This window comes from Phytohabitans aurantiacus, assembly GCF_027923225.1.
Taxonomy (GTDB): Bacteria; Actinomycetota; Actinomycetes; order Mycobacteriales; family Micromonosporaceae; genus Phytohabitans; species Phytohabitans aurantiacus.
In genome coordinates, this window is sequence record NZ_BSDI01000007.1 from 580,397 (window position 1) to 602,784 (window position 22,388).

At 70.7% G+C, this 22,388-nt stretch carries 16 protein-coding genes; 12 read left to right on the forward strand and 4 right to left on the reverse strand.

The features are described from left to right. Positions 1-29: 29 nt before the first annotated feature. From QMG73_RS10240 to QMG73_RS46350, 4 genes are all read left to right on the forward strand, one after another. Positions 30-6,761: a polymorphic toxin-type HINT domain-containing protein gene (locus QMG73_RS10240; RefSeq protein ID WP_281894011.1), complete on the forward strand. Its 6,732-nt coding sequence runs from the start codon at positions 30-32 to the stop codon at positions 6,759-6,761. A gap of 83 nt (positions 6,762-6,844) precedes the next feature. Continuing rightward, positions 6,845-7,900, forward strand: a complete 1,056-nt coding sequence (locus QMG73_RS10245) for a hypothetical protein (RefSeq protein ID WP_281894012.1) — start codon at positions 6,845-6,847, stop codon at positions 7,898-7,900. Positions 7,901-8,537: 637 nt separating this feature from the next. Then, positions 8,538-9,767, forward strand: coding sequence for an HNH endonuclease signature motif containing protein (locus QMG73_RS10250; protein WP_281894385.1), 1,230 nt, complete (start codon positions 8,538-8,540; stop codon positions 9,765-9,767). Positions 9,768-9,984: 217 nt separating this feature from the next. Further along, positions 9,985-10,353, forward strand: coding sequence for a methyltransferase domain-containing protein (locus QMG73_RS46350; RefSeq protein WP_407676769.1), 369 nt, complete (start codon positions 9,985-9,987; stop codon positions 10,351-10,353). A gap of 410 nt (positions 10,354-10,763) precedes the next feature. Here the strand turns inward: QMG73_RS46350 and QMG73_RS10255 are convergent, their stop codons facing one another. Next, positions 10,764-11,123, reverse strand: a complete 360-nt coding sequence (locus tag QMG73_RS10255) for a VOC family protein (RefSeq protein ID WP_281894013.1) — start codon at positions 11,121-11,123, stop codon at positions 10,764-10,766. Between the two features lie 170 nt (positions 11,124-11,293). On the opposite strand from QMG73_RS10255, the gene QMG73_RS10260 reads away from it, so the two are divergent. From QMG73_RS10260 to QMG73_RS10295, 8 genes are all read left to right on the forward strand, one after another. After that, positions 11,294-12,268: a hypothetical protein gene (locus QMG73_RS10260; protein ID WP_281894014.1), complete on the forward strand. Its 975-nt coding sequence runs from the start codon at positions 11,294-11,296 to the stop codon at positions 12,266-12,268. Beyond that, positions 12,265-12,705 carry a protein-tyrosine phosphatase family protein gene (locus QMG73_RS10265; RefSeq protein WP_281894015.1) on the forward strand — a complete coding sequence of 147 codons (441 nt, stop codon included), beginning with the start codon at positions 12,265-12,267 and terminating at the stop codon, positions 12,703-12,705. The genes QMG73_RS10260 and QMG73_RS10265 overlap by 4 nt, the downstream gene beginning before the upstream one ends. A 175-nt stretch (positions 12,706-12,880) precedes the next feature. Further along, a complete protein-coding gene (locus tag QMG73_RS10270) occupies positions 12,881-14,182 on the forward strand; it encodes an AlkA N-terminal domain-containing protein (RefSeq protein ID WP_281894387.1) in 1,302 nt (433 codons plus the stop codon). Continuing rightward, entirely contained in the window at positions 14,183-15,409 is a 1,227-nt protein-coding gene (locus QMG73_RS10275) for an MFS transporter (RefSeq protein WP_281894016.1), read from the forward strand. Between the two features lie 9 nt (positions 15,410-15,418). Continuing rightward, positions 15,419-15,817 (forward strand): MmcQ/YjbR family DNA-binding protein, encoded by a 399-nt coding sequence (locus tag QMG73_RS10280; protein ID WP_281894017.1) that lies wholly within the window; start codon positions 15,419-15,421, stop codon positions 15,815-15,817. 9 nt (positions 15,818-15,826) lie between these two features. After that, entirely contained in the window at positions 15,827-16,870 is a 1,044-nt protein-coding gene (locus QMG73_RS10285) for a LacI family DNA-binding transcriptional regulator (RefSeq protein WP_281894018.1), read from the forward strand. A gap of 205 nt (positions 16,871-17,075) precedes the next feature. Continuing rightward, positions 17,076-18,437 (forward strand): extracellular catalytic domain type 1 short-chain-length polyhydroxyalkanoate depolymerase, encoded by a 1,362-nt coding sequence (locus QMG73_RS10290; RefSeq protein ID WP_281894020.1) that lies wholly within the window; start codon positions 17,076-17,078, stop codon positions 18,435-18,437. Positions 18,438-18,628: 191 nt separating this feature from the next. Beyond that, positions 18,629-19,420: a class I SAM-dependent methyltransferase gene (locus QMG73_RS10295; RefSeq protein ID WP_281894021.1), complete on the forward strand. Its 792-nt coding sequence runs from the start codon at positions 18,629-18,631 to the stop codon at positions 19,418-19,420. Here QMG73_RS10295 and QMG73_RS10300 read toward each other — a convergent pair. From QMG73_RS10300 to QMG73_RS10310, 3 genes are read right to left on the reverse strand one after another with little or no spacing between them, the layout of a single operon-like run. Further along, positions 19,410-20,234: a carbohydrate ABC transporter permease gene (locus QMG73_RS10300; RefSeq protein ID WP_281894022.1), complete on the reverse strand. Its 825-nt coding sequence runs from the start codon at positions 20,232-20,234 to the stop codon at positions 19,410-19,412. The two genes, QMG73_RS10295 and QMG73_RS10300, sit on opposite strands and share 11 nt — an antisense overlap. Next, positions 20,231-21,094, reverse strand: coding sequence for a carbohydrate ABC transporter permease (locus QMG73_RS10305; protein ID WP_281894024.1), 864 nt, complete (start codon positions 21,092-21,094; stop codon positions 20,231-20,233). The genes QMG73_RS10300 and QMG73_RS10305 overlap by 4 nt, the downstream gene beginning before the upstream one ends. Continuing rightward, the gene (locus QMG73_RS10310) at positions 21,087-22,388 is read right to left on the reverse strand and encodes an ABC transporter substrate-binding protein (RefSeq protein ID WP_281894025.1); all 1,302 of its coding nucleotides are present in this window, start codon (positions 22,386-22,388) and stop codon (positions 21,087-21,089) included. Before QMG73_RS10310 ends, QMG73_RS10305 begins: the two co-directional genes overlap by 8 nt.

Below are 22,388 nucleotides of genomic sequence, written 5' to 3' on the forward strand. Positions count from 1 at the left end.
GCGGGCTCGAGGGTTGCTAGGGGGACGCGGTGAGCGGCAGACGTCTTGGCATACAGCTTCTCTGCGCGGTGATGGCGGCGGGACTCCTCAACGCGGGACCGGCATCGGCCGAACCCGCGGACCGGGCATACCGGCCGGACGGTGTCAGGGCGGAGAAGCCCGTCGCGGTGAAGGCGCACACCGGCAGCAGCCGGCCGGCCGACACCACCGAGGTCATCACCGGCACGCCCGCGGTCACCTGGCCGGCACCGGCCACTGTGGAGGTCGCGCCCGGAGCCGCCGCCACCAAGGCCGTGCGGCTCGCCACAGCCCGCGCGGCACGCTCCACGCCCGGCAGGGTGCGCGTGCAGGTGTACGACCGCGCCACCGCCGTCAAGGCCAAGGTGGACGGTACGCTGATGCGCCTCGCCCGCGCCGACGGCGGCATGGCCGGTGGGAAGGTGGCCGTCGACCTGGACTACGCGGGCTTCCGGCACGCGTACGGCGGTGACTGGGCCTCCCGGCTGCACCTGGCGGTACTCCCGGAGTGCGCGCTGACGACGCCGCAGGCCCCCGCGTGCGCGCCAAAGCCGTTGAAGACCCGCAACGACGCGCGTACCGGCCGGCTGAGCGCGGAGGTCGACCTGCCCGGCGCCCCCAAGGGCGCTCTCGCCCGCAGCGCCGCCAGCGGCAGCACGCTCGTCGCGGCACTCGCCAGCCCCTCGGGCCCGAACGGAAGCTTCGCCGCCACCACGCTCTCGCCATCGGCGACGTGGAGCGCCGGCGGCTCGTCCGGCGACTTCTCCTGGTCGTATCCGCTGCGCCTGCCGCCGGCGGTGGGCGGCACCACGCCATCGCTCGGGCTCGGCTACTCCTCCGGCGGCGTCGACGGGCGCACCGCCTCGACGAACAACCAGCCGTCCTGGGTCGGCGAGGGCTTCGACCTGGCCTCCGGATACATCGAACGCCGTTACAAGTCCTGCGTGGACGACGTGCCGGGCGCGAACAACCCGAAGACCGGCGACCAGTGCTGGGGCACCGAGAACGCCACCATGTCGCTGTTCGGCTCCGGCAGCGAGCTCATCAAGGACGACGCCACCGGCGTGTGGCGGCCGAAGAACGACGACGGCTCGCGGATCGAGCTGCTGCCGGGTGCGCCCAACGGCGACGACAACGGCGAGCACTGGAAGGTGACGACCACCAACGGCGCCCAGTTCTTCTTCGGGCTGAACCAGTTGCCGGGCTGGGTTTCGGGCCAGCCGGAGACGAAGTCGACGTGGACGGTGCCGGTGTACGGCAACCACGCGGGCGAGCCGTGCCACAAGGCCACGTTCGCGGCGTCGTGGTGCCAGCAGGCGTACCGCTGGAACCTGGACTACGCCGTCGACCCGTCCGGCAACGTGGTGACGTACTACTACGACACCCAGCAGAACCACTACGGGCGCAACCTCAACGAGGCGGCCACCCCATACGTGCGCGCCGGTCACCTGATCCGCGTCGAGTACGGCCTGCGCGCGGGCGCCGCCTACGCGCCGGCACCGGCTCGGGTGCTGTTCACGCTCGCCGACCGGTGCATACCCGGCACCGTGTGCGACCCGGCCGTGCCGGCACGCTGGCCGGACGTGCCGTGGGACAAGCGCTGCGACGGCACCACCTGCCCCGACCGCACCTCCCCGACGTTCTGGACCATCAAGCGTCTGGCCCGCATCGCCACACAGACCTGGAACGGCAGCGCCCACACCGACCTGGACTCGTGGACGCTCAACCACACGTTCCCCGACCCGGGTGACAGCTCGTCGGCCGCGCTGTGGCTGGAGTCCATCGTGCACACCGGTCACGCGGGCGGCACGCTCAGCATGCCGGAGATCAACTTCGACCCGATCGGCCTGTCGAACCGCGTGGACGGCATCGAGGGCCTGGATCCCCTGTACCGGCAACGGATCGCGGCCATCCACAACGAGACCGGCGCCGGGATCGCGGTCACCTACTCGGCACGCGACTGCGAGCGCGACGGGCCGATGCCGGCGTCACCGGACACCAACACCCGGCGCTGCCAGCCGGTGCGGTGGGCGTCCGAGGGCGTGCCGGAGATGCTCGACTGGTTCCACAAGTACGTCGTCACCCAGGTGACCCAGCGCGACTACGTGACCGGCGCGCCCGACGCGGTCACCTCGTACGAGTACGTGGGCGATCCCGCGTGGCACTACGACGACGAGGACGGGCTCGTCAACGCCGAGCAGAAGTCCTGGGGCCAGTGGCGCGGGTACTCGCGGGTGCGCACCCGGGCCGGTTGGGCACCGGACAACCGGGTCCTCAGCGAGGCCCTGTACTTCCGCGGCATGGACGACGACAAGCTCGCGAACGGCACCCGCCGGGACGTCTGGGTCACCGACTCGCAGGGCGGCCGGGTCGAGGACCACGACCGGCTCGCCGGCGTCGTGCGGGAGAGCATCGGGTACGCCAGCGACGGCGGCGCGGCGCTGTCCCGCACCATCAACGACCCTTGGATGAGCGCGCCCACCGCGACCCGGGTGCGGCCGTGGGGCACCCACCACGCCACCATGCTCGACACCGGTGCCGTCAACACCTACGCCCAGGTGTCGGGCGGCTGGCGGCGGCAGCGGGTCGAGAAGTCGTTCGACGGCCACGGCATCGTCACCAGCGTCAACGACCTCGGCGACATGTCCACAGCGGACGACGACCAGTGCTCGACGTTCCAGTACGCCCGGGACACGGGACGCTGGCTGCTCAACCTTGCCAGCGAGGTGAAGACCGTCACCAAGGCGTGCGGTCAGCCCGTGTCGCTCCCCGACGACCTGCTCTCCCAGGCCCGCACGTACTACGACGGCAGCAGCACGCTCGGGGCCGTGCCCGGCGCTGGCAACCCGACGAAGGTCGAGGAGCTGGCCGAGCAGACCGCCACCGGCACCCGGTACGCCACCGTGAACCGCGTCGTACACGACGAGTACGGCCGAGCCACCGAGACGTACGACGCCGACGGCAACAAGACGACCATCGAGTTCACGCCGCGCACCGGCGGCCCGCTGACCAAGGTGGCCACCACCAACCCGCTCGGCCACGTCAGCATCGTCGAGGTCAACCCGAGCGGCCTGCCCACCCGCACCATCGACTCCAACAGCCAGGTGGCGACGTTCGAGTACGACCCGCTCGGGCGGCAGCGCAAGGTGTGGCACCCGGGACGGGCCACGTCCCTGACACCGACCGCCGAATACTCGTACCTGGTGCGCAACAACGCCCCGACGGTGGTCACCACGAAGGCGATCAACGCCAAGGGCCTCTACACCACCAGCCACTCCATCTACGACGGCTCCCTGCGGCTGCGCCAGACACAGGTGCCCTCGCCCGGCGGCGGTCGCATCCTCGCGGACGTCTTCTACAACACCCGCGGCGAGCCGTGGAAGCGCAACGGCGCCTACTACAACCAGTTCCCGCCGGACACCACGCTCGTCGCGCCGACCAACGACGCGGACGTCCCCGGACAGACGCGGTCCTATTTCGACGGTGCTGGACGCCTGACCGCCGAGGTGCTCTACACGTTCGGCGCGGAGCGCAGGCGCACCACCACCTCCTACGAGGGCGACCGGGTGCACGTCACTCCCCCGGCCGGCGGTGTGGCCACCACCACCATCTCCGACGCCAAGAGCCGCACCGTCGAACTGCGCGAGTACGCCAGCGGCAAGCCGACCGGCGCGTACGACGCCACCCGCTACACCTACGACAAGCGCGGTGCGCTGGCCGCCGTCACCGACCCCGCCGGCAACACCTGGCGGTACGAGCACGACCTGCGCGGGCGGGCGGTGCGGGTCGAGGACCCCGATCGGGGGCCCAGCACAGCGGCGTACGACGACGCCGGCCAGCTGAAGTCCACAACGGACTCGCGCGGTGCCACGCTCGCGTACGCGTACGACGCGCTCGGGCGCACCACCGCCGTGCACGAGGGCTCGCTCACCGGCCGCAAGCGCGTCGAGTACAAGTACGACACCGTGGCCAAGGGCGAGCTGAGCTGGGCCGCCCGGTGGGAGGGTGACAACGCCTACACGACCGAGGTCACCGGGTACACATCGGACTACCAGCCGACGGCCAGCAAGGTGACGATCCCGGCCAGCGAAGGGGCGCTCGGCAAGACGTACCTGTTCTCCTACACCTACAACCCCGACGGCTCGCCGGCCACGGTGACGATGCCGGCCGCCGGCGGGCTCGCCGAGGAGACCATCACCTACGGTTACAACGACCTCGGCATGCCCACGACGCTGACCGGGCTCACCGGGTACGTCGAGTCCACCGTCTACACGAAGTTCTCCGAGGTCGAGCAGCTCGCCCTGTCGACCGGTGGCCCTCGCCTCTGGCAGACCTACCGGTACGAGGACGGCACTCGGCGCCTCACCGAGTCGATCACGCAGCGGGAGGCTTCCGGGCAGACGCAGGCGCGCGTGAAGTACGGGTACGACGCGGCCGGCAACATCACGCGGATCGCCGACGTGCCCGAGCACGCCACCGCCGACGTGCAGTGCTTCGCGTACGACCACCTGCGCCGGCTCAAGGACGCCTGGACCACGACGTCCACAGCGGACACCAGCTGCGCCGCCGGGCCCTCGTCCACCACCGTGGGCGGCACCCAGGCGTACTGGCACACCTACGCCTACGACAAGGCCGGCAACCGCACCAGCGAGGTCCGGCACGCCACCACCGCCGGCGGCACCGACACCACCAGCCAGTACACGACACCCGGCGCCGGCGACGCCCGGCCGCACACGCTCAGCTCCATGACGCGCAGCGGCGGATCCGGTGCCAGGCTCGACGAGTACCGGTACGACGCGGCGGGCAACACCGTCACCCGGAAGATCGGTGGCACCAGCCAGACGCTCGCGTGGGACCCGGAGGGGCGCCTCTCCTCGGTGACCGCCGAGGGTGCGGGCACCACGTCGTTCCTGTACGACGCCGACGGCAACCGGATGATCCGGCGCGAGCCGGCGTCCACCACCCTGTACCTGGGCCCGATGGAGCTGACCCTCAAGTCAGGTTCGGTGCAGGCCACCCGGTACTACGGGTTCGCCGGCCAGACCATCGCGGTCCGCGCCGGTGGCACGCTGCGCTGGCTCACCGGCGACCACAACGGCACCGCGCAACTCTCGGTCGACCCGAACAGTCTCGCGGTCACCCGCCGGCGGTTCCTGCCCTTCGGTGAGGAGCGCTCCACCGTCCCGTGGGTCGGTGACAAGGGTTTCGTCGGCGGCACCAAGGACCCGACCACCGGGCTCACGCACCTCGGCGCCCGCGAGTACGACCCGGTCACCGGCCGCTTCCTGTCCCTCGACCCGTTGATGGACAAGGCAACCCCGCAACAGATGCACGGGTACGCCTACGCCAGCAACAATCCGGTCACCTTCAGCGACCCTACCGGCCTGTGCAACTCGGACCTGTCCTGCGCGTACGAGATGTACCGCCAGAATCCGGCGGCGTGGGACTGCTCGCTGGACCCCCGGCCCTGCCCGAAGCAGTCGCCCGGCGCGCCGCCGCCACCGAAGAAGCCGACCGGACCCGACACCCGAGACGTCGAGGACGCCAAGAAGACCCAGAAGAAGTCGAAGGCCCAGGTGTTCTTCGAGGCCGCCGGCGACATCGTCAAGGAGCTCATCGGCTACGACGACATCCGCGACTGCATCGGCAACCTGAGCCTCGGCTCATGCTTCTCGGTACTGGTCAACATCGTCCCCTGGGGAAAGATATTCAAGCTCAAGAAGATCTGGAACGCGGTCGAACGCGGCATCAACGCGATCCAGGAGTTCGGCAAGAAGCTGGACTGGGCCAAGGGTGTCCTCAAGCGAGCCGACGAGTTCGCCGACGCGATGCGCAAGTACGAGGACGACTTCGCCGACTGGACCGAACGCATGAAGCGGTTCGAGGAGAACGTCGCGAAGGTCGACAACGCGCTGGAGAAGGCCGACGCCGCGGCCACCACGGCGGCCGCCGTCACGAGCTGCCTGGGTAACAGTTTCACCGCGGACACCCGCGTGGTACTCGCCGACGGGTCCACCAAACCCATCGGGGAGGTGAGACTCGGCGACGTCGTACTGGCGACCAACCCGAAGACCGGCCGCACCGCCGCGCGGAAGGTGACCCGCCTGATCGTCGGCGAGGGTTACAAGGACCTCGTGGACGTCACGCTGGACGCCGGCGACGGGCGGGTGTCCACTGTGACCGCCACCGACGGGCACCCGTTCTGGGCCGCGGACCTCGCGCAGTGGGTCGACGCGGGCGACCTGGCGGTCGGCGCGATGCTGCGCACGTCCGCCGGCACGCATGTCCAGGTCTCCTCCGTCCACGCGTACAGCAAGCCGCAGCGCGTGCACAACCTCACCGTCGAGGGCCTGCACACGTACTACGTGGTGGCCGGAAACACGCCCGTACTCGTCCACAACAGCTCGTCGTGCCCGATCCACGGTCCCGGCGGCAATCCCGGCGGCGATCCGGACCGGTGCACCTGCCCGAAGGGCGGGCCCAAACCGCCGAAGCGCGGCGGCCGCAGCGCCGAGGACACTCATGCGACCAACAACAACATCGAGTTCAAGACGATGGAGGGTTACCGGGTCGAGCGGGAAAAGCTCACCTCCAGTGCCACCCAGAACGTCACCAACTTCATGAAGGGCACCTCGAAGCCGGGGCAGGACGCCACCGACATCTTCAGCGGCACGCTGATCCTCGCCGGCGTGGCCTGGGCGGGTGCCCGCAACTGGTGGAAGCGGCGCAAGGGCAAGGGCTGACGCCTCCGCCGGCGCGGCCGTGAAATGCGGTTGCCTCCCAGGCTGGAACCGGCCTACGGTCGGCCCGGTCTGGGAGGTATCGCATGTCCGATCCGAGCGGCACCATCGACCGGCTCTACGCGTCGCTCGAATCGCGGCTGCGCCCCGAAGACGTGGTCGCGCTCATCCTCGCCAGCGGCCAGGACTTCACCCCGGCCGAAGAGTCCGCGCTACGGCGGGCCGCGCGGCGCGGCAACCCGTCCGCTGTGGACGATCCACCAACGGCGGTGTCGCTCGCCGCACTGCGACGCCGCGACCCCGCCGAGCTCTCCGAAGCCATCACCGACCCTGACGCGCTACGGCTCATCGGGTACGGCGTAGGCGAAACCATCTTCTGGACGGCGACCGGCAACGCGGACGGCCGTCTCGGGCGCCTCGACCGCGAAGCGCGCGGCATCAAGCTTTCCCGCCGCCAGTACAATCGCGGCTGGCGAGTACTGACCAAAGTGGACGCCCGGATCGACCGCATAGAGACGGAACTACGCTCGCGCGGCCTGCCGCTCGCCGGACGGGCCGGGCTGGCGGCCGACATCACCGCCGACCGATTCCGCCAAGACCCGGCCGCCGGCTCCCTCGCCGCCTATCTCGCCGCGCGGCGCCGCCGCCGGTTCGGCGCGAACAGCCCGGTCGACGCGATCGCCCGGCTATTGTCGGAACGGCTCCACGACGCCTCGGACTGGTGGCTGGTGGCCCGGGTGCACTGCACCCCCGAGATCGCCGACCACCTCACGCCAGCCGACCGTGCCGAGCTGCTGATCCGCTGGTCAGACCTGACGACCGCGACGGCGGCGATACTGCGGCGAGTATGGGACCCGGCGGTCGACCGGGCAACCATGCACGTCCTACCCGGCGCCGCCTCATCCACCTGGAACATCGTCGCCCAGGCCTACAACGCCGCCAGATCCGGTTGGATGGCAGCTGTGGCGGCGCTGGGCGGCACAGAGCCGGTCGCATACCCGGGCAAGGCAACCCTGATGACCGCCAAAGCCCCCACGCCCGAAACAGCCGCCCCTCCCACCCCTCCGGCCCCTCCCACCCCTCCCGCCGCTTCCGCCGCTTCCGCCGCTTCCGCCGATCAAGGGCAAATGCACGTGATTTGATCGCATTTCCGCGTGCATTTGGCCTTGATCCACGCAAAGGCCCTTGATCGGCGGCCTCCGCCGGGCGTCGGACGTCCCTACGGCTGCGTCCTCTCCGCACCCGGCACCGCACCCCGGTTCGGGTCGACCCCCGGCGCTCGAACCTTCAACCCGACGGCCAGCCTCCCCCATCTGAGCCCTACACCCGCGTCTTCGAACTCGCCGTCCACGGCATCGACCTCGCCCACGCGCTCGGCACGCACCCGTGGCTGATCCCCGAAGCAACCACCATCATGGACGGATTCCTGTTCGGCACGCGCACCACAGGCGCGCGAAACACCCGACGCCGACAACGCCGGCCGCGCCAACCTCGACCGACTCGGCCACACCTGGCTGACACTGTCACCGTAAGGCTTCCGGTTCAGGATCAGAACCAATCCTCGGGCTCCCGCGACGTCCGCCGCGGTCCACGCCCGCTGCTCCCGCGGCCTCACCCCGCGCGATACACAACCAACCAGGCCGCAACGGCTTGGCCCTCGACGGCCCCCGCAGCCATATCCGGCCGATCAATTTCTGCGGTATCGGCGTGTCGGCCGGCGTGTCGGCTGGCGGGGCAACGATCACTGCACACACGTACGAGAATCAATGTGTGCGGGAAATGTTGGAGCAGCTCAGGGAGATCGCCGGCCACTGCGCCGGCACCCCGGTCTGGTCGCTGCCCGACACCGACCTCATCGACGCGATCCACACAGTGCACGACGCCGAACAGATGCTCACCGCCGTCAAACTCCACCTGATCCGCGAGATAGACGGCCGCAACCTGCCCATCACGCAGGAGGCCGCCAGCACCGCCGTCTGGCTCCGCGAACAGCTACATGTCAGCATCAATGCCGCCCGCCGCACGGTCGACCTGGCCAAGACACTGGACCAACGGCCGACGCTGGATGCAGCGCTATCCACGGCGGCGGTCACCGTCGAGCAGGCCCACATCGTCGCCAAGACCGTTCACGATCTGGCCGACGAGAACTCGGCGGATGTGGTGGACCTGGCCGAGAAAACATTGATCGCGGACTTCACCGACTGGGAGCCAGCCACCTTCCGCAAAGCCGCGGAACGGATCCTGGCACATGTGGCACCAGAAGTGGCCGACGAAGCCGACCGGCGCGCCGCCGAACGCGACGAGAAACGCGCCCAACGGACACGGGCGTTCACGCTGACCAACAACGGCGACGGCCGCTACCGGGTCACCGGCTGGCTCGACGCTGAGGCCGCAGCGATCGTCAACGCCGCCCTCGACCCGCTGTGCAAACCCGACCTCGAACGCACACCCGCCCAACGCCGCGCCGACGCACTCGTCGAGGTATGCCGGCTAGCGCTACACACCGAACAGCTGCCGGACAACGGCGGAGACCGGCCACAGGTCGCGGTCACCGTGCCATACGACGTCGTGCGTAAAGAACTGGGCGTCGGGCAGCTCGACAGCGGGGAACGGTTGACCGCCGAGCAGGTGCGACGGCTGGCCTGCGACGCCCACATCCTGCCAATCGTGCTCGGTGGGCAGGGGCAGATCCTCGACGTCGGACAGCAACGACGGCTGTTCACCGGACCACTACGACGAGCACTCGTCGCACGGGACGGCGGATGTGCCTTCCCCGGATGTGATCGACCCCCACAATGGTGCGACGGCCACCACATTCGACACTGGACAGACGGCGGCGATACCGCGCTGCACAACGGCGTCCTGTTGTGTGGATATCACCATCGGCTCATCCACCGCGGAGAGTGGGAAGTGCGGATGGCCGACGACGGCCGGCCAGAGTTCATCCCACCGCCCTATGTGGATAGTGAGCGCAAACCTCGCCGCAACATCTACCACCGGCGAACGTAAACAGGCTGTTCGACCGTGCCGCCGACCACTACGACGAAGTGGCGCCCTTCTTCCCGGAGTATGGGGCGGTCATCGTGGCTGCCTTGGATCCGCCCCCAGGCTGTCGCTTTCTCGACCTGGGCGCCGGAGGCGGTGCGCTGACCGGCCCGCCTCTTGAGCGCGGGTGCGTCGTGACAGCGCCACGCGACGGTGAAAATGGCTCGCTGCGGACTACCCAGTGCGACAGCTGACGTTCCGGTCCGGGAGCTTCGACCTGGTCGCGGCGTCGTTCGTCATCCACATCCTCGACGAGCCCGCAGCCGGCGTCGCCGAGGCGTACCGGGTGTTGGCGCGGATGGGCGGTTCGCGCTTACGGGTGGCAGTGCTCGCAGCAGCAGCCTTCCTGCCCGGCCGACCACGCTCTGCTGCCGGCTCGACGCGTTGTTCGGGGAGTTCACCGCGTACCTGTCGTCGGATGGCGGTATGGGCAAGCCAATCGACTGCGCCGACCTGTTGGAGGCGGTGGGGTTCGTGGAACTCCAGGAGGATCTCGCCGAGGTCGCCATCCCGTTCGCGGACCAGGCGATGCTGTGGCGTTGGGCGATGACGCACGGATACCGGGCGTTCATCGAAGACCCGCCCGTTACGAGTTTCACCAGCGGACGCCGAACCTCCGGACGACGACCTGGTTCTGCGACGGGTCTCGGGCGTCTGGTTGGGCCGCAAGCCCGATCAGCCACGCCGATCAAGGGTGTTCGCATCGATCAAGGCCGAATACACGCGGTTTTGAGATCGAACCACGTGCGTTTGCCCTTGATCGGCGGAAGGGGGCGAGCGGCGCGGTCGCACGGCGCGAGGGAAGGCGGCGGAGCGCGCAGAGAGCGGGCAGCGCGCAGAGCCGGGAGCGGGCGGAGCGGACGGCGGACGGAGCGGAGCGGGCGGGGAGTGGCCAGTGCACACGCAGCGCGGACGACGTGCGGCGCGTCGGCGCGGCGGGTATGGGGCGCGGATGTGTGGTTATGTCGCTAGGCAGAGGCAGAACGGGTGGCCGGCGGGGTCGGCGAAGACGCGGAAGACTTCGGCGCCGCCTGGCAGGCGGCGTGCGCCGAGGGCCAGGACCGCACTCTCGGCCTCATCGAGGTTGGGGACCATCAGGTCGAAGTGCATCTGCTGCTGGACCTCGGGTGCCGGCCAGGTGGGTGGCGTGAAGTCGGCGGCGCGTGCGAAGGCTAGGCCGGGCTGGTCGGCGGAGATTCCGATGACGACCCAGTCGCCTTCGTCCTGGACGCGGACCATGCCGAGCAGCCTCTCGTAAAACGAAGCTAGCGCCGACGGGTCTGGGCAGTCGATCACGATGCCGTGCAGTCGTCCGATCATAGGAGCATCGTGCCCCGCGGCACCCGGTCCCGCCGCTGGGCAGTCGGCGGGACCGGGTGGGCATGGGGCGGAATCGATCCGCTGAAACATTGCGTAGTATCCATGGAAACAGATCCGTAGACAAGCGTCGCGGTACACGGTGGACCGGACCGGCCGGCTAAAGTTCCGGCATGCGTGCGGTTGGGGTCTTGTGTGCCTGGGGTGGGGCGCTTTTGTGGGCGATCGGGCTGGCGGTGCTGCAGCCGCGCTACGAGTCGCACGGCGAGCTCGTTGGCAACAACGCCTACTGGATGCGAGACGTTCGCTGGATGGCCGTCGTTGCGGCGGTCGCGGCGGTGATCTTGGTGTTTCGCGGCGAGCGGCTGCGCACCCGGCTGGCCCTGCTCGGCAGCGGTGCGTGGCTGGCCGCTGACGTCTGGCTGGATCGCCTCGGCGTCTCCGGTTGGGCGGCCGCCGCCGCGCTCGCCGTGGTCACGGGCGGGCTGCTGTCGGCCGCGATGTACACGGGCACGCGCGCCCCGATCAAGGCTGGCCGGCACGCGCTTCTGGTGGCAGCCTCGGTCGCCGCCGCGACGGCCGCGCTCGCCGGTGCGCTGGAGTCACCGACCGACACCGAGCCTAGCCTCACCCCGTCCGCGCTGGTGGCGGGTGTGTTGCTCGCGATGGTCGCCGCCGCCTGCGCGCTGGCCGCCGCGCCAGCGGTCGGCGCGATCCGGTTCCGGGTCGCCCTCGCCACCGCCGCGGTCGGTGTCGCCGGCGTGGTCGTGCTGCGCGCGATGCCGCCGCAGTCGGACCGCCTGCTGGTGGCTGTCCTGGTCAGCGCCGCGCTGCTCAGCGGCGTAGCGGTGACGGCGTGGCCGAGACCCGCGGGGCGCGGCCTGCTGGCGTACGCCGTGCTGGCGGCCGGGACGCTGCTGGGATACCCGCTGCTGCTCATGTCCACGGTGCTCGTTACCGGCTTCGTGGTGCCGGTAGCGGCGGCTCTCACCGCGCTCGCCGGGAGCCCGGCGATCAACAGCGCGGACACCGATCTGCTCTTCACCCTTCTGGGTGTGCTGCCCGGCCTCGTCTTCGGCGCGGTCTTCACGATGCGTGCCGCCCCGGCACCGGCACCGGCACCGGCCCTGCCGGTCCCCGCGCCATGACGGACATGTGGGACGAGGGCGCCGCCGGGGTGCTGCGGCTGCCATCCGGGCGGCTGGTACGCGGGCGCGGCCTGCGCTATCCGCTGCCGTCCGGCCAGACGCCCACCTTCGGCGTGTACCTGCTCGGCAAGCCACCGCCCACAGTGGACTGGGAGAGTCGCTGGCTGCGCTGGCCCGACTTCTGGTTGCCCAGCGATCGCGGTGACGCGCGCGGCGTACTCGATGAAGCGTGGCAGCGGACCGCGACCGAACGTGTGGAGCTTGCCTGCGGCGGCGGCCGTGGCCGCACCGGCACCGCCCTGGCGTGCCTCGCGATCCTCGACGGCGTCCCGCCCGCGGAGGCCGTCGCTTACGTCCGCCGCCACTACCACCACGGCGCCGTCGAGACCCCATGGCAGCGCCGCTATGTGGCGCGCTTCAAAGCCAGCCTCGACTAAGGCCTGTTCATAAGGGCGTGGCCGGCCTGCGGCGGACCCAGACGACGACCGGCGGCGCCGGCCGACCCTTATGAAACAGGCCTTGACGCACCGCCTCGTCCGATCACCGCCAGAACATGTCGGTCGGGCGCCGCATGATGTGCGGGTGTTCGACTTCGAGACGGCTTACCTCGCGATGGCGAGCCGCGACGCCCGCTTCGACGGCCGGTTCGTCGTCGCGGTGACCAGCACGCGGGTGTACTGCCGTCCCAGCTGTCCCTCGCGCACCCCCAAGCCCGAAAACACGCGGTTCTTCGGGCTTCCGGCGGCCGCGGAGTCTGCCGGGTTCCGGGCATGCCGGCGCTGCCGGCCCGACGCGGCCCCGGCGTCCCCGGAGTGGAATGTGCGTGGTGATCTTGCCGCGCGGGCGCTGCGGCTGATCGCCGGTGGTGCGGTCGACGACGAGGGCGTCGCCGGGTTGGCGCGCCGGCTGGCGGTCAGCGAGCGCCACCTGCACCGGCAGTTGGTCGCCGAGGTGGGCGCCGGCCCGCAGGCGCTAGCCATCCACCGCCGCGCCCGCACCGCGCGGCTGCTGATCGAGTCGAGCGGCCTGCCGCTGGCCGACGTGGCGTTCGCCGCCGGATACGCCAGCGTGCGGCAGTTCAACGAGGGCGTGCGCGCGGCCTTCGGCTGCCCGCCGGGCGACCTGCGGCGTGGCCGCACGGCGGCCGTGCTGGACGCGGGCGGGGTGCTCGAGCTCCGCCTGCCCTACCGCGCGCCGCTGGCGGCGGGAGCGATGCTTGACCTGCTGGCGGCCGACGCGCTGCCGGGCGTCGAGGAGGTCACCGGCCGGACCTACCGGCGAGCGCTCGGCGCGGGCGAGGTTGTGGTCGCGTTCCCCGACCCGCCGGACTCGCCCGCGGCCACGCTCCGGCTGTCGCTCGACGACCTTCGAGACGTGACCGCCGCGGTCCAGCGTTGCCGGGAGCTGTTCGACCTGGACGCCGATCCCGAAACCATCGACGCCGCGCTCGGGCCGCTGGCGCGCGCCCGGCCCGGGCTGCGGGTGCCCGGCTGCGCTGACGGATTCGAGATGGCGGTGCGGGCGATCCTGGGCCGCGAGCGGTCCGCGGAGCTCGCCGCCCGCGAGGGCGGCATCCCCGGCGCGGCAGCGCTTCGCACTCACAGCGACGCGACCGTCCGAGCGCTCGCGCGCGCCGTCAACGACGGCTCGCTGCCGCTCGACCGCGGCGCCGACCGCGAGGCCACCATCGCCGCCCTCCGCGCGCTGCCCGGCATCACACCCTGGTCGGTATCCATTATCGCCATGCGCGTGCTGGGCGACCCCGACGCCTTCCCGGGCGACGACCCCCGGTTGCTGCGGGCCGCGCGCCGGCTCGGCATCGCCGGAGACAAGAAGGCCCTGCTCGGGTACGCCGAGCGATGGCGACCCTGGCGTTCCTACGCCACCATGCACCTGTGGGCGGAGAGCGAATAGATGCGGCAGTACCTTCGCGTCCTCGGCCACGGCGACTTCCGTCGACTGTGGACCGGTTCCATCGTGTCCACATTGGGCGACGGCATGACGTTCGTGGCGCTGTCGTGGTTGGTCCTCTCGGCTCCGGACGGCGCCGCCCGGCTCGGCCTGCTCGGCGTCTGCTACACCGCGCCCGTGCTGCTGGGCGGGGTCGCCGTCGGGCCGCTGCTGGACCGGTTCGACAAGCGCGCGATGCTGGCCACCGACAGCCTGCTGCGCGCCGCAGCGGTCGCCTCGATCCCACTCACCGCCGCGCTCGGCACCACGCCCGGGTGGCTGCCGTTCCTCGTGGCGGCCGCCTACGGCCTGCTCAAGATGGTGCCCCTGGCCGGCTTCCCCGCCGCGATCCCCCAGCTCGTCGACGAGTCCGAATTGGACACCGCCAACGCGCTGGAGTCGCTGAGCTTCAGCGTCGCCGGTGTCGTCGGGCCGGCCGCCGCCGGGCTGCTCGTTGGCTGGGTCGGCGCGGCCAACGTGCTTCTCGTCGACTGCGCGTCGTTTCTGGTTTTCGCGGTCGCGGCGGCTCGCGTGCGCCGGCCGCTGCGCCCACCGGCGACCCACGGCGGCACCCGCACCGGCGCCCCAAGCGGCACGAGCGCGCTCCGGGCGGTCCTGCGGGACCCGGTGATCGTCGCCACCACGCTCGCGTTCATGGCGTTCAACGTCGCCGAGGGCATGCTCATGGTGACCGCGCCCTGGCTGGCCCGAAACCACCTGTCCGGCGGCGCCACGGCGCTCGGCGTGCTGCTGTCGGCGCTGGCCGCCGGCGAGATCGTCGGCGCGACCTTCGCGGGGCAGCGGCAGCCGCGCGGGTCCCGGGTCGTCGCCATCGGCCTGATGCAGGCGGCCGCTGCGGCGGCGTTCCTCTCGCTGCTGGCCGCGCCGCACCAGCTGCCGGTGATCGCGGGGTTCTTCGCGGTCGGCGCGCTGAGCGCGCCGATGACGGTGTGGGCACAGTCGCTGCGGATGCGCCGCATCCCGCCCGAGCTGCACGGCCGCGGGTTCGCCGCGCTGCGCACGCTGATGCAGGCGACGCCGCCGGTCGGCTCGGCGCTCGTGACGCCGCTGCTGGTCGGCGGGCACCTCGCGGCCGCCGCGATCACGATGACGGCGATCGCCGGCCTCCCCGCGCTGTACCTGGTCATGGGCGTGCCCGATGGGGATCCGGTGACCGGGGCGCGGGGGTAGGGTGCGTCCATGGCGACGCTCGACGACGTGGCGCGGATGGCGGCGGACCTTCCCGAGGTCGCCGAGGTCGACCGGCGCGGCCAGCGCGCCTGGTCGGTCGGCGGCAAGGTGTTCGCGTGGGAGCGGACGTTCAGCAAGGCCGACATCAAGCGGTATGGCGACGAGGAGCCGCCCGGCGGGCCGATCCTCGCGACGCGGGTGGCCGACCTCGGTGAGAAGGAGGCGGTGCTCGCCGAGGGCCGGGCCGGCTTCTTCACGATCCCGCATTTCGACGGGTACGCGGCGGTATTGATCCAGCTGAGTGCCGCCGAGGGTGAGAAGCTCCGCGAGGCGGTCGTCGACGGTTGGCTGGCCCTGGCTTCTCCGGCGCTGACCCGGCAGTACCTTGAAACGCTCGACGGCACGTAAACTGCGCGCGTGACGGCGAACGGCGCGGATGCGGCACGACGGGGTCGGCGCCGGGGCGAGCTGACGGTCGCCGCGATCGCCCGGCTCGCGGGTGTCTCGGCGCCCACCGTCTCGCGGGTGCTCAACGGCCGGTCCGGCGTGGCGATGGAGACCCGCCGGCAGGTCGAGGCGCTGCTGCGCGAGCATGGATACCGCCGGCCGGACTCCATCGCACCATCCGCCGCCATCGAGGTGGTCTTCTACGGCCTCGAGGGTCACCTGGCCATCGCGATCATGCGCGGTGTGGAGCAGGTCGTTCGGGAGCACGAGCTCGCGGTCGGGTTCACCGACGTGGTCGGCCGGGCGGCGGCCGGGCGCTCGTGGGCCGAGCAGCTGCTGGCGCGCCGTCCCGTCGGGGTGATCGCCGTGCACTCGGCCTTCACGATGGAGCAGCACGCGCTGCTCGCGGCGAGCCGGATCCCGCTGGTGGCGCTCGATCCGACCGGGGAGCCGCAGCACACCACCCCGTCGGTCGGCGCGGCAAACTGGAACGGTGGCGTCGCTGCCACCCGCCACCTCTTGGACCTGGGTCATCGGCGCATCGCGGTGATCAGCGGCCCGGCCCGGTACCTGTGCGCCCGCGCTCGCCTGGAAGCGGCCCGCGCGGTCATGGACACCACTGGCGTGCCGCTCGACGAGCGCCTCGTGCGCACCGGGCGGTTCTTCTTCGAAGACGGCCTCGAGCTGGGCCGCGAGCTGCTCAGCCTGCCCGACCGCCCGACCGCGATCCTGTGCGGCGACGACCTGCAGGCGCTCGGCGTGTACGAGGCGGCCCGCCAGCTCGGGCTCACGATCCCCGACGACCTGAGCGTGATCGGCTTCGACGACATGGAGTGCACCCGCTGGTGCGGGCCGCCGATGACCACGGTGCGGCAGCCGTTCGACGAGATGGGCGCGGCGGCGGCCCGGCTGGTGCTGTCGCTCGCGGCGGGCGACGCGCACGAGCAGGCCCGGATCGAGCTGGCGACCACGCTGGTCGTACGCGGGAGCACGGCACCGCCGCGCAAAAACTGACTCCGAAACGTTTCATTGGCATTTCCGCAGGTAGAGCCGCACCCTACCGGCACCATGTAGCTAAATGTTTCGACGATTGCTTGCCATCGTTCCGGTCCTTTGAGATCCTGTGCGATACCGATGGACATCCGTCGATACGGTCGGGCGACGGGCCGCCGCGATCACACTTCCGTCCACGTGTCACGTTTCGGAGGACCCACCCCTCATGAGAACGAAGTTGAAACTGCTGTGTGCCGCTTTCGCGGCCGCGGCGATCGCCGTCCTCGCGGCGGTGACGTTCGCGCCACCGGCGTCGGCGGCGTCGCTGGTCGAGGTGACCGGCTTCGGCACGAACCCCACCAACCTGCGCATGCACCTGTACGTGCCGGACCGGGTACAGGCCCGCCCGCCGATCCTGCTGGCCATCCACTACTGCTCGGGCTCGGGACCGGCGTTCTACTCCGGTACGCAGTACGCGCAGCAGGCCGACCGGTACGGCTTCATCGTGATCTACCCGTCGGTGACCCGCAGCAGCCTGTGCTGGGACGTCTCGTCGGCATCGGCACTGCGCCGCGGTGGCGGCAGCGACCCGGTCGGTCTCATGTCGATGGTCACGTACGTGCAGCAGCGCTACAACGCCGACCCCGCCCGCATCTACGCCACCGGCACCTCGTCCGGGGCGATGATGACCAACGTCATGCTCGGCGTGTACCCGGACGTGTTCAAGGCGGGCGCCTCCTTCGCGGGCGTACCGTTCGCGTGCTTCGCCACCACCAACGGCTCGGAGTGGAACAGCGAGTGCGCCAACGGGACCATCATCCGCACCCCGCAGGCATGGGGTGACCTGGTTCGCAACGCGTACCCCGGCTACACGGGCGCGCGGCCGCGGATGCAGATCTGGCACGGCACCAACGACGAGATCCTGCGGTACCCGAACTTCGGCGAGCAGGTCAAGCAGTGGACGAACGTGCACGGGCTCAGCCAGACCCCGTCGTTCACGGACACCCCGCAGTCCGGCTACACCCGCACCCGTTACGGCGGCACGGGCGGCCAGGCACCGGTCGAGGCGATCAGCATGCAGGGCGTCTCGCACAACCTGCCGGTCGACGCGGCCCAGGTGATCCGCTTCTTCGGCCTCGACGGCACCGTGACACCGGGACCGACCACGCCGGGCCCCACGACACCCGGCCCCACGACACCCGGCCCCACGACACCCGGCCCCACGACACCCGGACCGACCACGCCCGGACCCACGACACCGCCGCCCACGGGCGCGTGCCGGGTCGGCTACACCGTCAACGCGTGGAACACCGGCCTGACGGCCAGCGTCACCATCGCGAACACCAGCACCACGGCGGTCAACGGCTGGACGCTCGGGTTCACGCTCCCCAGTGGACAGACAATCACCAACGGCTGGAACGCCACCTACTCCCCGAACAGCGGAGCGGTGACGGCGCGCAACGTGTCCTACAACGGTTCCATCGCGCCGAACGCCTCGGTGAGCATCGGCTTCCAAGCCACGCACAGCGGTAACACCGCCAAACCGACCTCGTTCACCCTCAACGGGACCGCCTGCACGGTCGCCTGAGCACCTCCGGTAGGGGCGCCGCTCGCGGTGCCCCTACCTCCCACTTCGATACACAGAACCTAAGACCGAGATCTGGGCTACCGCGACGCCCGCCGCGCGCAAGACCGCCGCTCCCGCGGCCTCGCCCTCCGCGGCCACAAGACCCGCAGCTCAGGCCCCCGCGCCACGGCCGGTGCCGGTATGGTCGGCCTGTGCACGATGTGTGGGCGGTTGGTGACGCATACGAGATCTACGTCGGGCGGTGGAGCCGTCTCGTCGCGAGCGACTTCGTGCGGTGGCTGGGCGTGCCGGCGGGCCGCCGGTGGCTCGACGTCGGCTGCGGCACCGGAGCGCTGACCGAGTCGATCCTCGCCGGGGCCGATCCGGCCCGCGTGACCGGCGTGGATCCATCCGACGGGTTCCTGGCAGAGGCGCGCAAGCGCGTCGGCGACCCGCGGGTCGAGTTGCGGGCGGGCGACGCCCAGCGGCTGCCGGTGCCCGACGGCTCCCAAGACGCCGTGGTCAGTGGTCTGGCCATCAACTTCGTGCCGGACCCGGGCGCCGCGCTCGCGGAGTTCGTCCGCTCGGCCGCCCCCGGCGGCGTGGTCGCCGGATACGTGTGGGACTACGGCGGCGGCATGGCGATGATCCGCCAGTTCTGGGACGCGGCCAAGCTGCTCAACCCGGCGGCCGCCGAACTCGACGAGGCACGGCGCTTCCCGCTGTGCCGCCCCGAGCCGCTGCGCGCCCTGTGGACCGCGGCCGGCCTGGACGACGTGGCGGTCGAGCCGATCGACGTGCCGAGCCGGTTCGGCAGCTTCGACGACTACTGGACGCCGTTCCTGGGCGGCCAGGGGCCGGCGCCGACGTACGTGGCGTCGCTGACCGATCGCCAGCGCCGCTCGCTGCGCGAGCTGCTGGCCACCCGGCTGGCCGAGGAGCCGGACGGCAGCATCGCGCTGACCGCCCGGGCCTGGGCGGTACGCGGAACCGTCAGCCCTTGATCGCGCCCTGCGTGATGCCGCTGACGAAGTTCCGCTGGAAGATCAGGTAGAGCACGACGATCGGCCCGATGACGATGAGGCTGGCCGCCGACAGCAGCGGGATGTTCGTCGAGTACTGGCCGACGAAGAAGCCCAGGCCGCTGGGCGCCGTGCGCATGTCAGGATCCTGCATGAGCACGATGACCAGCAGGAACTGGTTCCACGACCACATGAAGTAGAGCAGCCCCAGCGTGGTGACCGCGGGCCAGGAGATCGGCATGAGCACCCGGGCCAGGATCGTGAAGCTGCGCGCCCCGTCGACCCGCGCCGCCTCCAGCAGCTCGCCGGGGATCGACGCGAAGTGGGTCTGCATCCAGTACACGCCGAACGGCATGAACAGGGCCGTCTCGGCGAGGATCACGCCCAGGTACGAGTTGGTGAGCCCGAGTTGCCGCAGGTCGAAGTAGAGCGGGATGACGACCAGCTCGATCGGGAGCGTCAGCCCCAGCACGAAGCCGATCGAGATCGCGCGGCCGCCGAGCGGGTTGAGCGTGGCCAGCGAGTACGCCGCGAGGGTGGCCAGTACGAGCGCCAGCGGCACCACACCGGCGGCGATGATCAGGCTCGACATGACGAGGTTGCTGAAGTTGGCGGCGCGCCACGCGTCGGCGAAGTTCGACCACGTCCAGGACTCCGGAAGGCTGAGCCCGGAGATCTGCGAGCCGGACGGGTGCAAGGCGGCCAGCACGATGCTGACGAACGGCAGCAGTACGGCGACCGCCATGCCCGTGAGGACGAGGTAGCGCGCGGTGGCCGCCGTGCGGGTGGTGTTCACGGCTTCTCCCGGGTCAGCCGGCGGATGGCGGTGACGAACACGATGACGACCAGGGTCAGCACCACCGCGAGGGCGGCGGCACCGCCGATGTTGCTTTCGTTGAAGGCCAGCCGGTACACGAGCAGACCCGGCACCGTGGTCTGGTTGGCCGGACCGCCGTTGGTGGTGACGAAGACAAGGTCGAAGCTGGCGAGCGCGGCGATCGTGGTGATGACGCTCGCGATGGCGATTTCGCCGCGCAGTGCCGGCAGCGTGACCACGAAGAACCGGCGCACCGGCCCGCCGCCGTCGATCGCCACCGCCTCGTACAGCGAGGTGTCGATCTTCTGGGCACCGGCCAGGAAAAGCACCATGCACAGGCCGCTCATCGCCCAGGTGCCGATGAACCCGAGGGCGATCAGCGCGAGGTTGTAGTCGCCGAGCCACGCCCGCGTGACGCCGCCCAGCCCGACCGCGCGCAGCCCCTGGTTGACGAGGCCCTCGTCGTTGTACAGCCAGCGCCAGGTGATCCCGACCGCGACCAGCGGGAGCACCTGGGGCAGGAAGAAGATGACCCGGAACGTGGTCATGCCGCGTGTCGTGCCCTGCAGCAGGGCGGTCATGAACAGGCCGAGCGCGCACGGTATGACCGCGAAGAACAGGATCAGGACGATCGCGTGCCACAACGAGGGCCCGAGCATCGAGTCGGTGAAGATGGCCCGGTAGTTGTCGAGGCCCGCCCAGGTCGCCGGGAGGATGCCGTCCCAGTCCAAAAAGGACAGGTACACGGTGTGTATCGCCGGCCAGATCGCGAATCCGATGTAGACGAGCGCGGCGGGCGCGATGTAGGCGAGGGCGATCAGCCGGCGCCGGTCAGCCATGGTACTGGGTCCACGACTCCTGAAGTGAGGTGAGGAACGCGTCGGGCGTGCTCTGCTTGCTCAGGAGGCCCTGCGTGCCGGAGGTCAACCGGTCGATCATGTTGGGCGAGGCGAAGTCGGGGAACGGCACGATGCCGTTGTCACCGACCACCTTCTTGAACTCGCCCGCGATGTCGCCGCGCAGGCCGCTCGCCTGGATCGGCGCCTCGTTGTTGACCGGCATGAACCCGGTGTCGAACTGGATGGTCGCCGCCTTGGCCGAGCGCATGAAGTCCAGGAACGCGGCCGCCTCGTTCGGGTGCTTGGTCTTCGACGAGATGGAGAACGCGACGCTCGCACCGGAGGCCACTGTGGACTCGCCGGCCTTGGCCTGCGGCAGCAGGAAGAAGCCGACGTTGGCGCCCATCCCCTTCTCGATGACCGAGGCCGCCCAGTTGCCGGTGATGAGATACGCGCTCTTGCCATTGACGAAGTTGGCCTGCGCGTCGGCATCGGCCGTGGCGTTGGCGGACGCCGGAATGTAGCCCGCACCGACCCAGTCGACGACGGTCTGGGCGGCCTGCTTCGCGGCGTCGGTCTGGATCGTCGAGCCCGGCTTGCCGTACACCCAGTCACGGTACTGCTGCTCGTCGCCGAGCGAGTTGGTGAGCGCGTTCCAGAGCTGGAATCCACCCACCTCCAGGCCGCCGAGGCTGAACGGCGTGGTGCCCTTGCCCTTGACCGCCGCCAGGTTGGCCTTGAACTCGTCCAGCGTGGACGGTGGCTTGGTGACGCCGGCCGCCTGCACCAGCTGCTTGTTGTAGAACACGCCCAGCACCGACAGCGCGCCCGGCACCGCGTACAGGCCACCGGTGCCGTACTCCTTGGCCTCCTTGTTGGAGCGCAGCACCTCCAGGCTCGCCGCCGGGAAGCCGTCGTTCCAGCCGTACAGCTTCTCGTAGGCCGTCAGGTCGTAGATGAGCCCGGCGGGCACCAGCGACCGCATCGCGCCCGGGTTGTACTCGGCGATGTCCGGCGGGGTGTCGGCGGCCATGGAGAGCTTGATGGACTTGACGTAGTCCGAGAACGGCGTCTGCTGGGCGTCGATCTTGATGTTCGGGTGCTCGGCCTCGAACGCGGAGATGAGCGCCTTGCTGGGCGGGTCGTCGGTGTACGCCAGCTTCAGCGTGATGTTCTCCTTGGTCAGCTCCTTGGAGACGTCGCTGGGCGCGGCGGACTCGCCACCGCCGCTCTCCGCACACGCGGTTAGCGCCAACGCGAGCGCGAGAACGGCTGCCAATGGCCTGGTTCGCAT

What these genes read in the sequence shown, in the direction of transcription:
- QMG73_RS10310 (WP_281894025.1), bottom strand. Translation starts at nt 22,388, where the DNA reads ATGCGAACCAGGCCATTGGCAGCCGTTCTCGCGCTCGCGTTGGCGCTA.
- QMG73_RS10245 (WP_281894012.1), top strand. Translation starts at nt 6,845, where the DNA reads ATGTCCGATCCGAGCGGCACCATCGACCGGCTCTACGCGTCGCTCGAA.
- QMG73_RS10280 (WP_281894017.1), top strand. Translation starts at nt 15,419, where the DNA reads ATGGCGACGCTCGACGACGTGGCGCGGATGGCGGCGGACCTTCCCGAG.
- QMG73_RS10290 (WP_281894020.1), top strand. Translation starts at nt 17,076, where the DNA reads ATGAGAACGAAGTTGAAACTGCTGTGTGCCGCTTTCGCGGCCGCGGCG.
- QMG73_RS10265 (WP_281894015.1), top strand. Translation starts at nt 12,265, where the DNA reads ATGACGGACATGTGGGACGAGGGCGCCGCCGGGGTGCTGCGGCTGCCA.
- QMG73_RS10270 (WP_281894387.1), top strand. Translation starts at nt 12,881, where the DNA reads ATGGCGAGCCGCGACGCCCGCTTCGACGGCCGGTTCGTCGTCGCGGTG.
- QMG73_RS10275 (WP_281894016.1), top strand. Translation starts at nt 14,183, where the DNA reads ATGCGGCAGTACCTTCGCGTCCTCGGCCACGGCGACTTCCGTCGACTG.
- QMG73_RS10255 (WP_281894013.1), bottom strand. Translation starts at nt 11,123, where the DNA reads ATGATCGGACGACTGCACGGCATCGTGATCGACTGCCCAGACCCGTCG.
- QMG73_RS10305 (WP_281894024.1), bottom strand. Translation starts at nt 21,094, where the DNA reads ATGGCTGACCGGCGCCGGCTGATCGCCCTCGCCTACATCGCGCCCGCC.
- QMG73_RS10260 (WP_281894014.1), top strand. Translation starts at nt 11,294, where the DNA reads ATGCGTGCGGTTGGGGTCTTGTGTGCCTGGGGTGGGGCGCTTTTGTGG.
- QMG73_RS10250 (WP_281894385.1), top strand. Translation starts at nt 8,538, where the DNA reads ATGTTGGAGCAGCTCAGGGAGATCGCCGGCCACTGCGCCGGCACCCCG.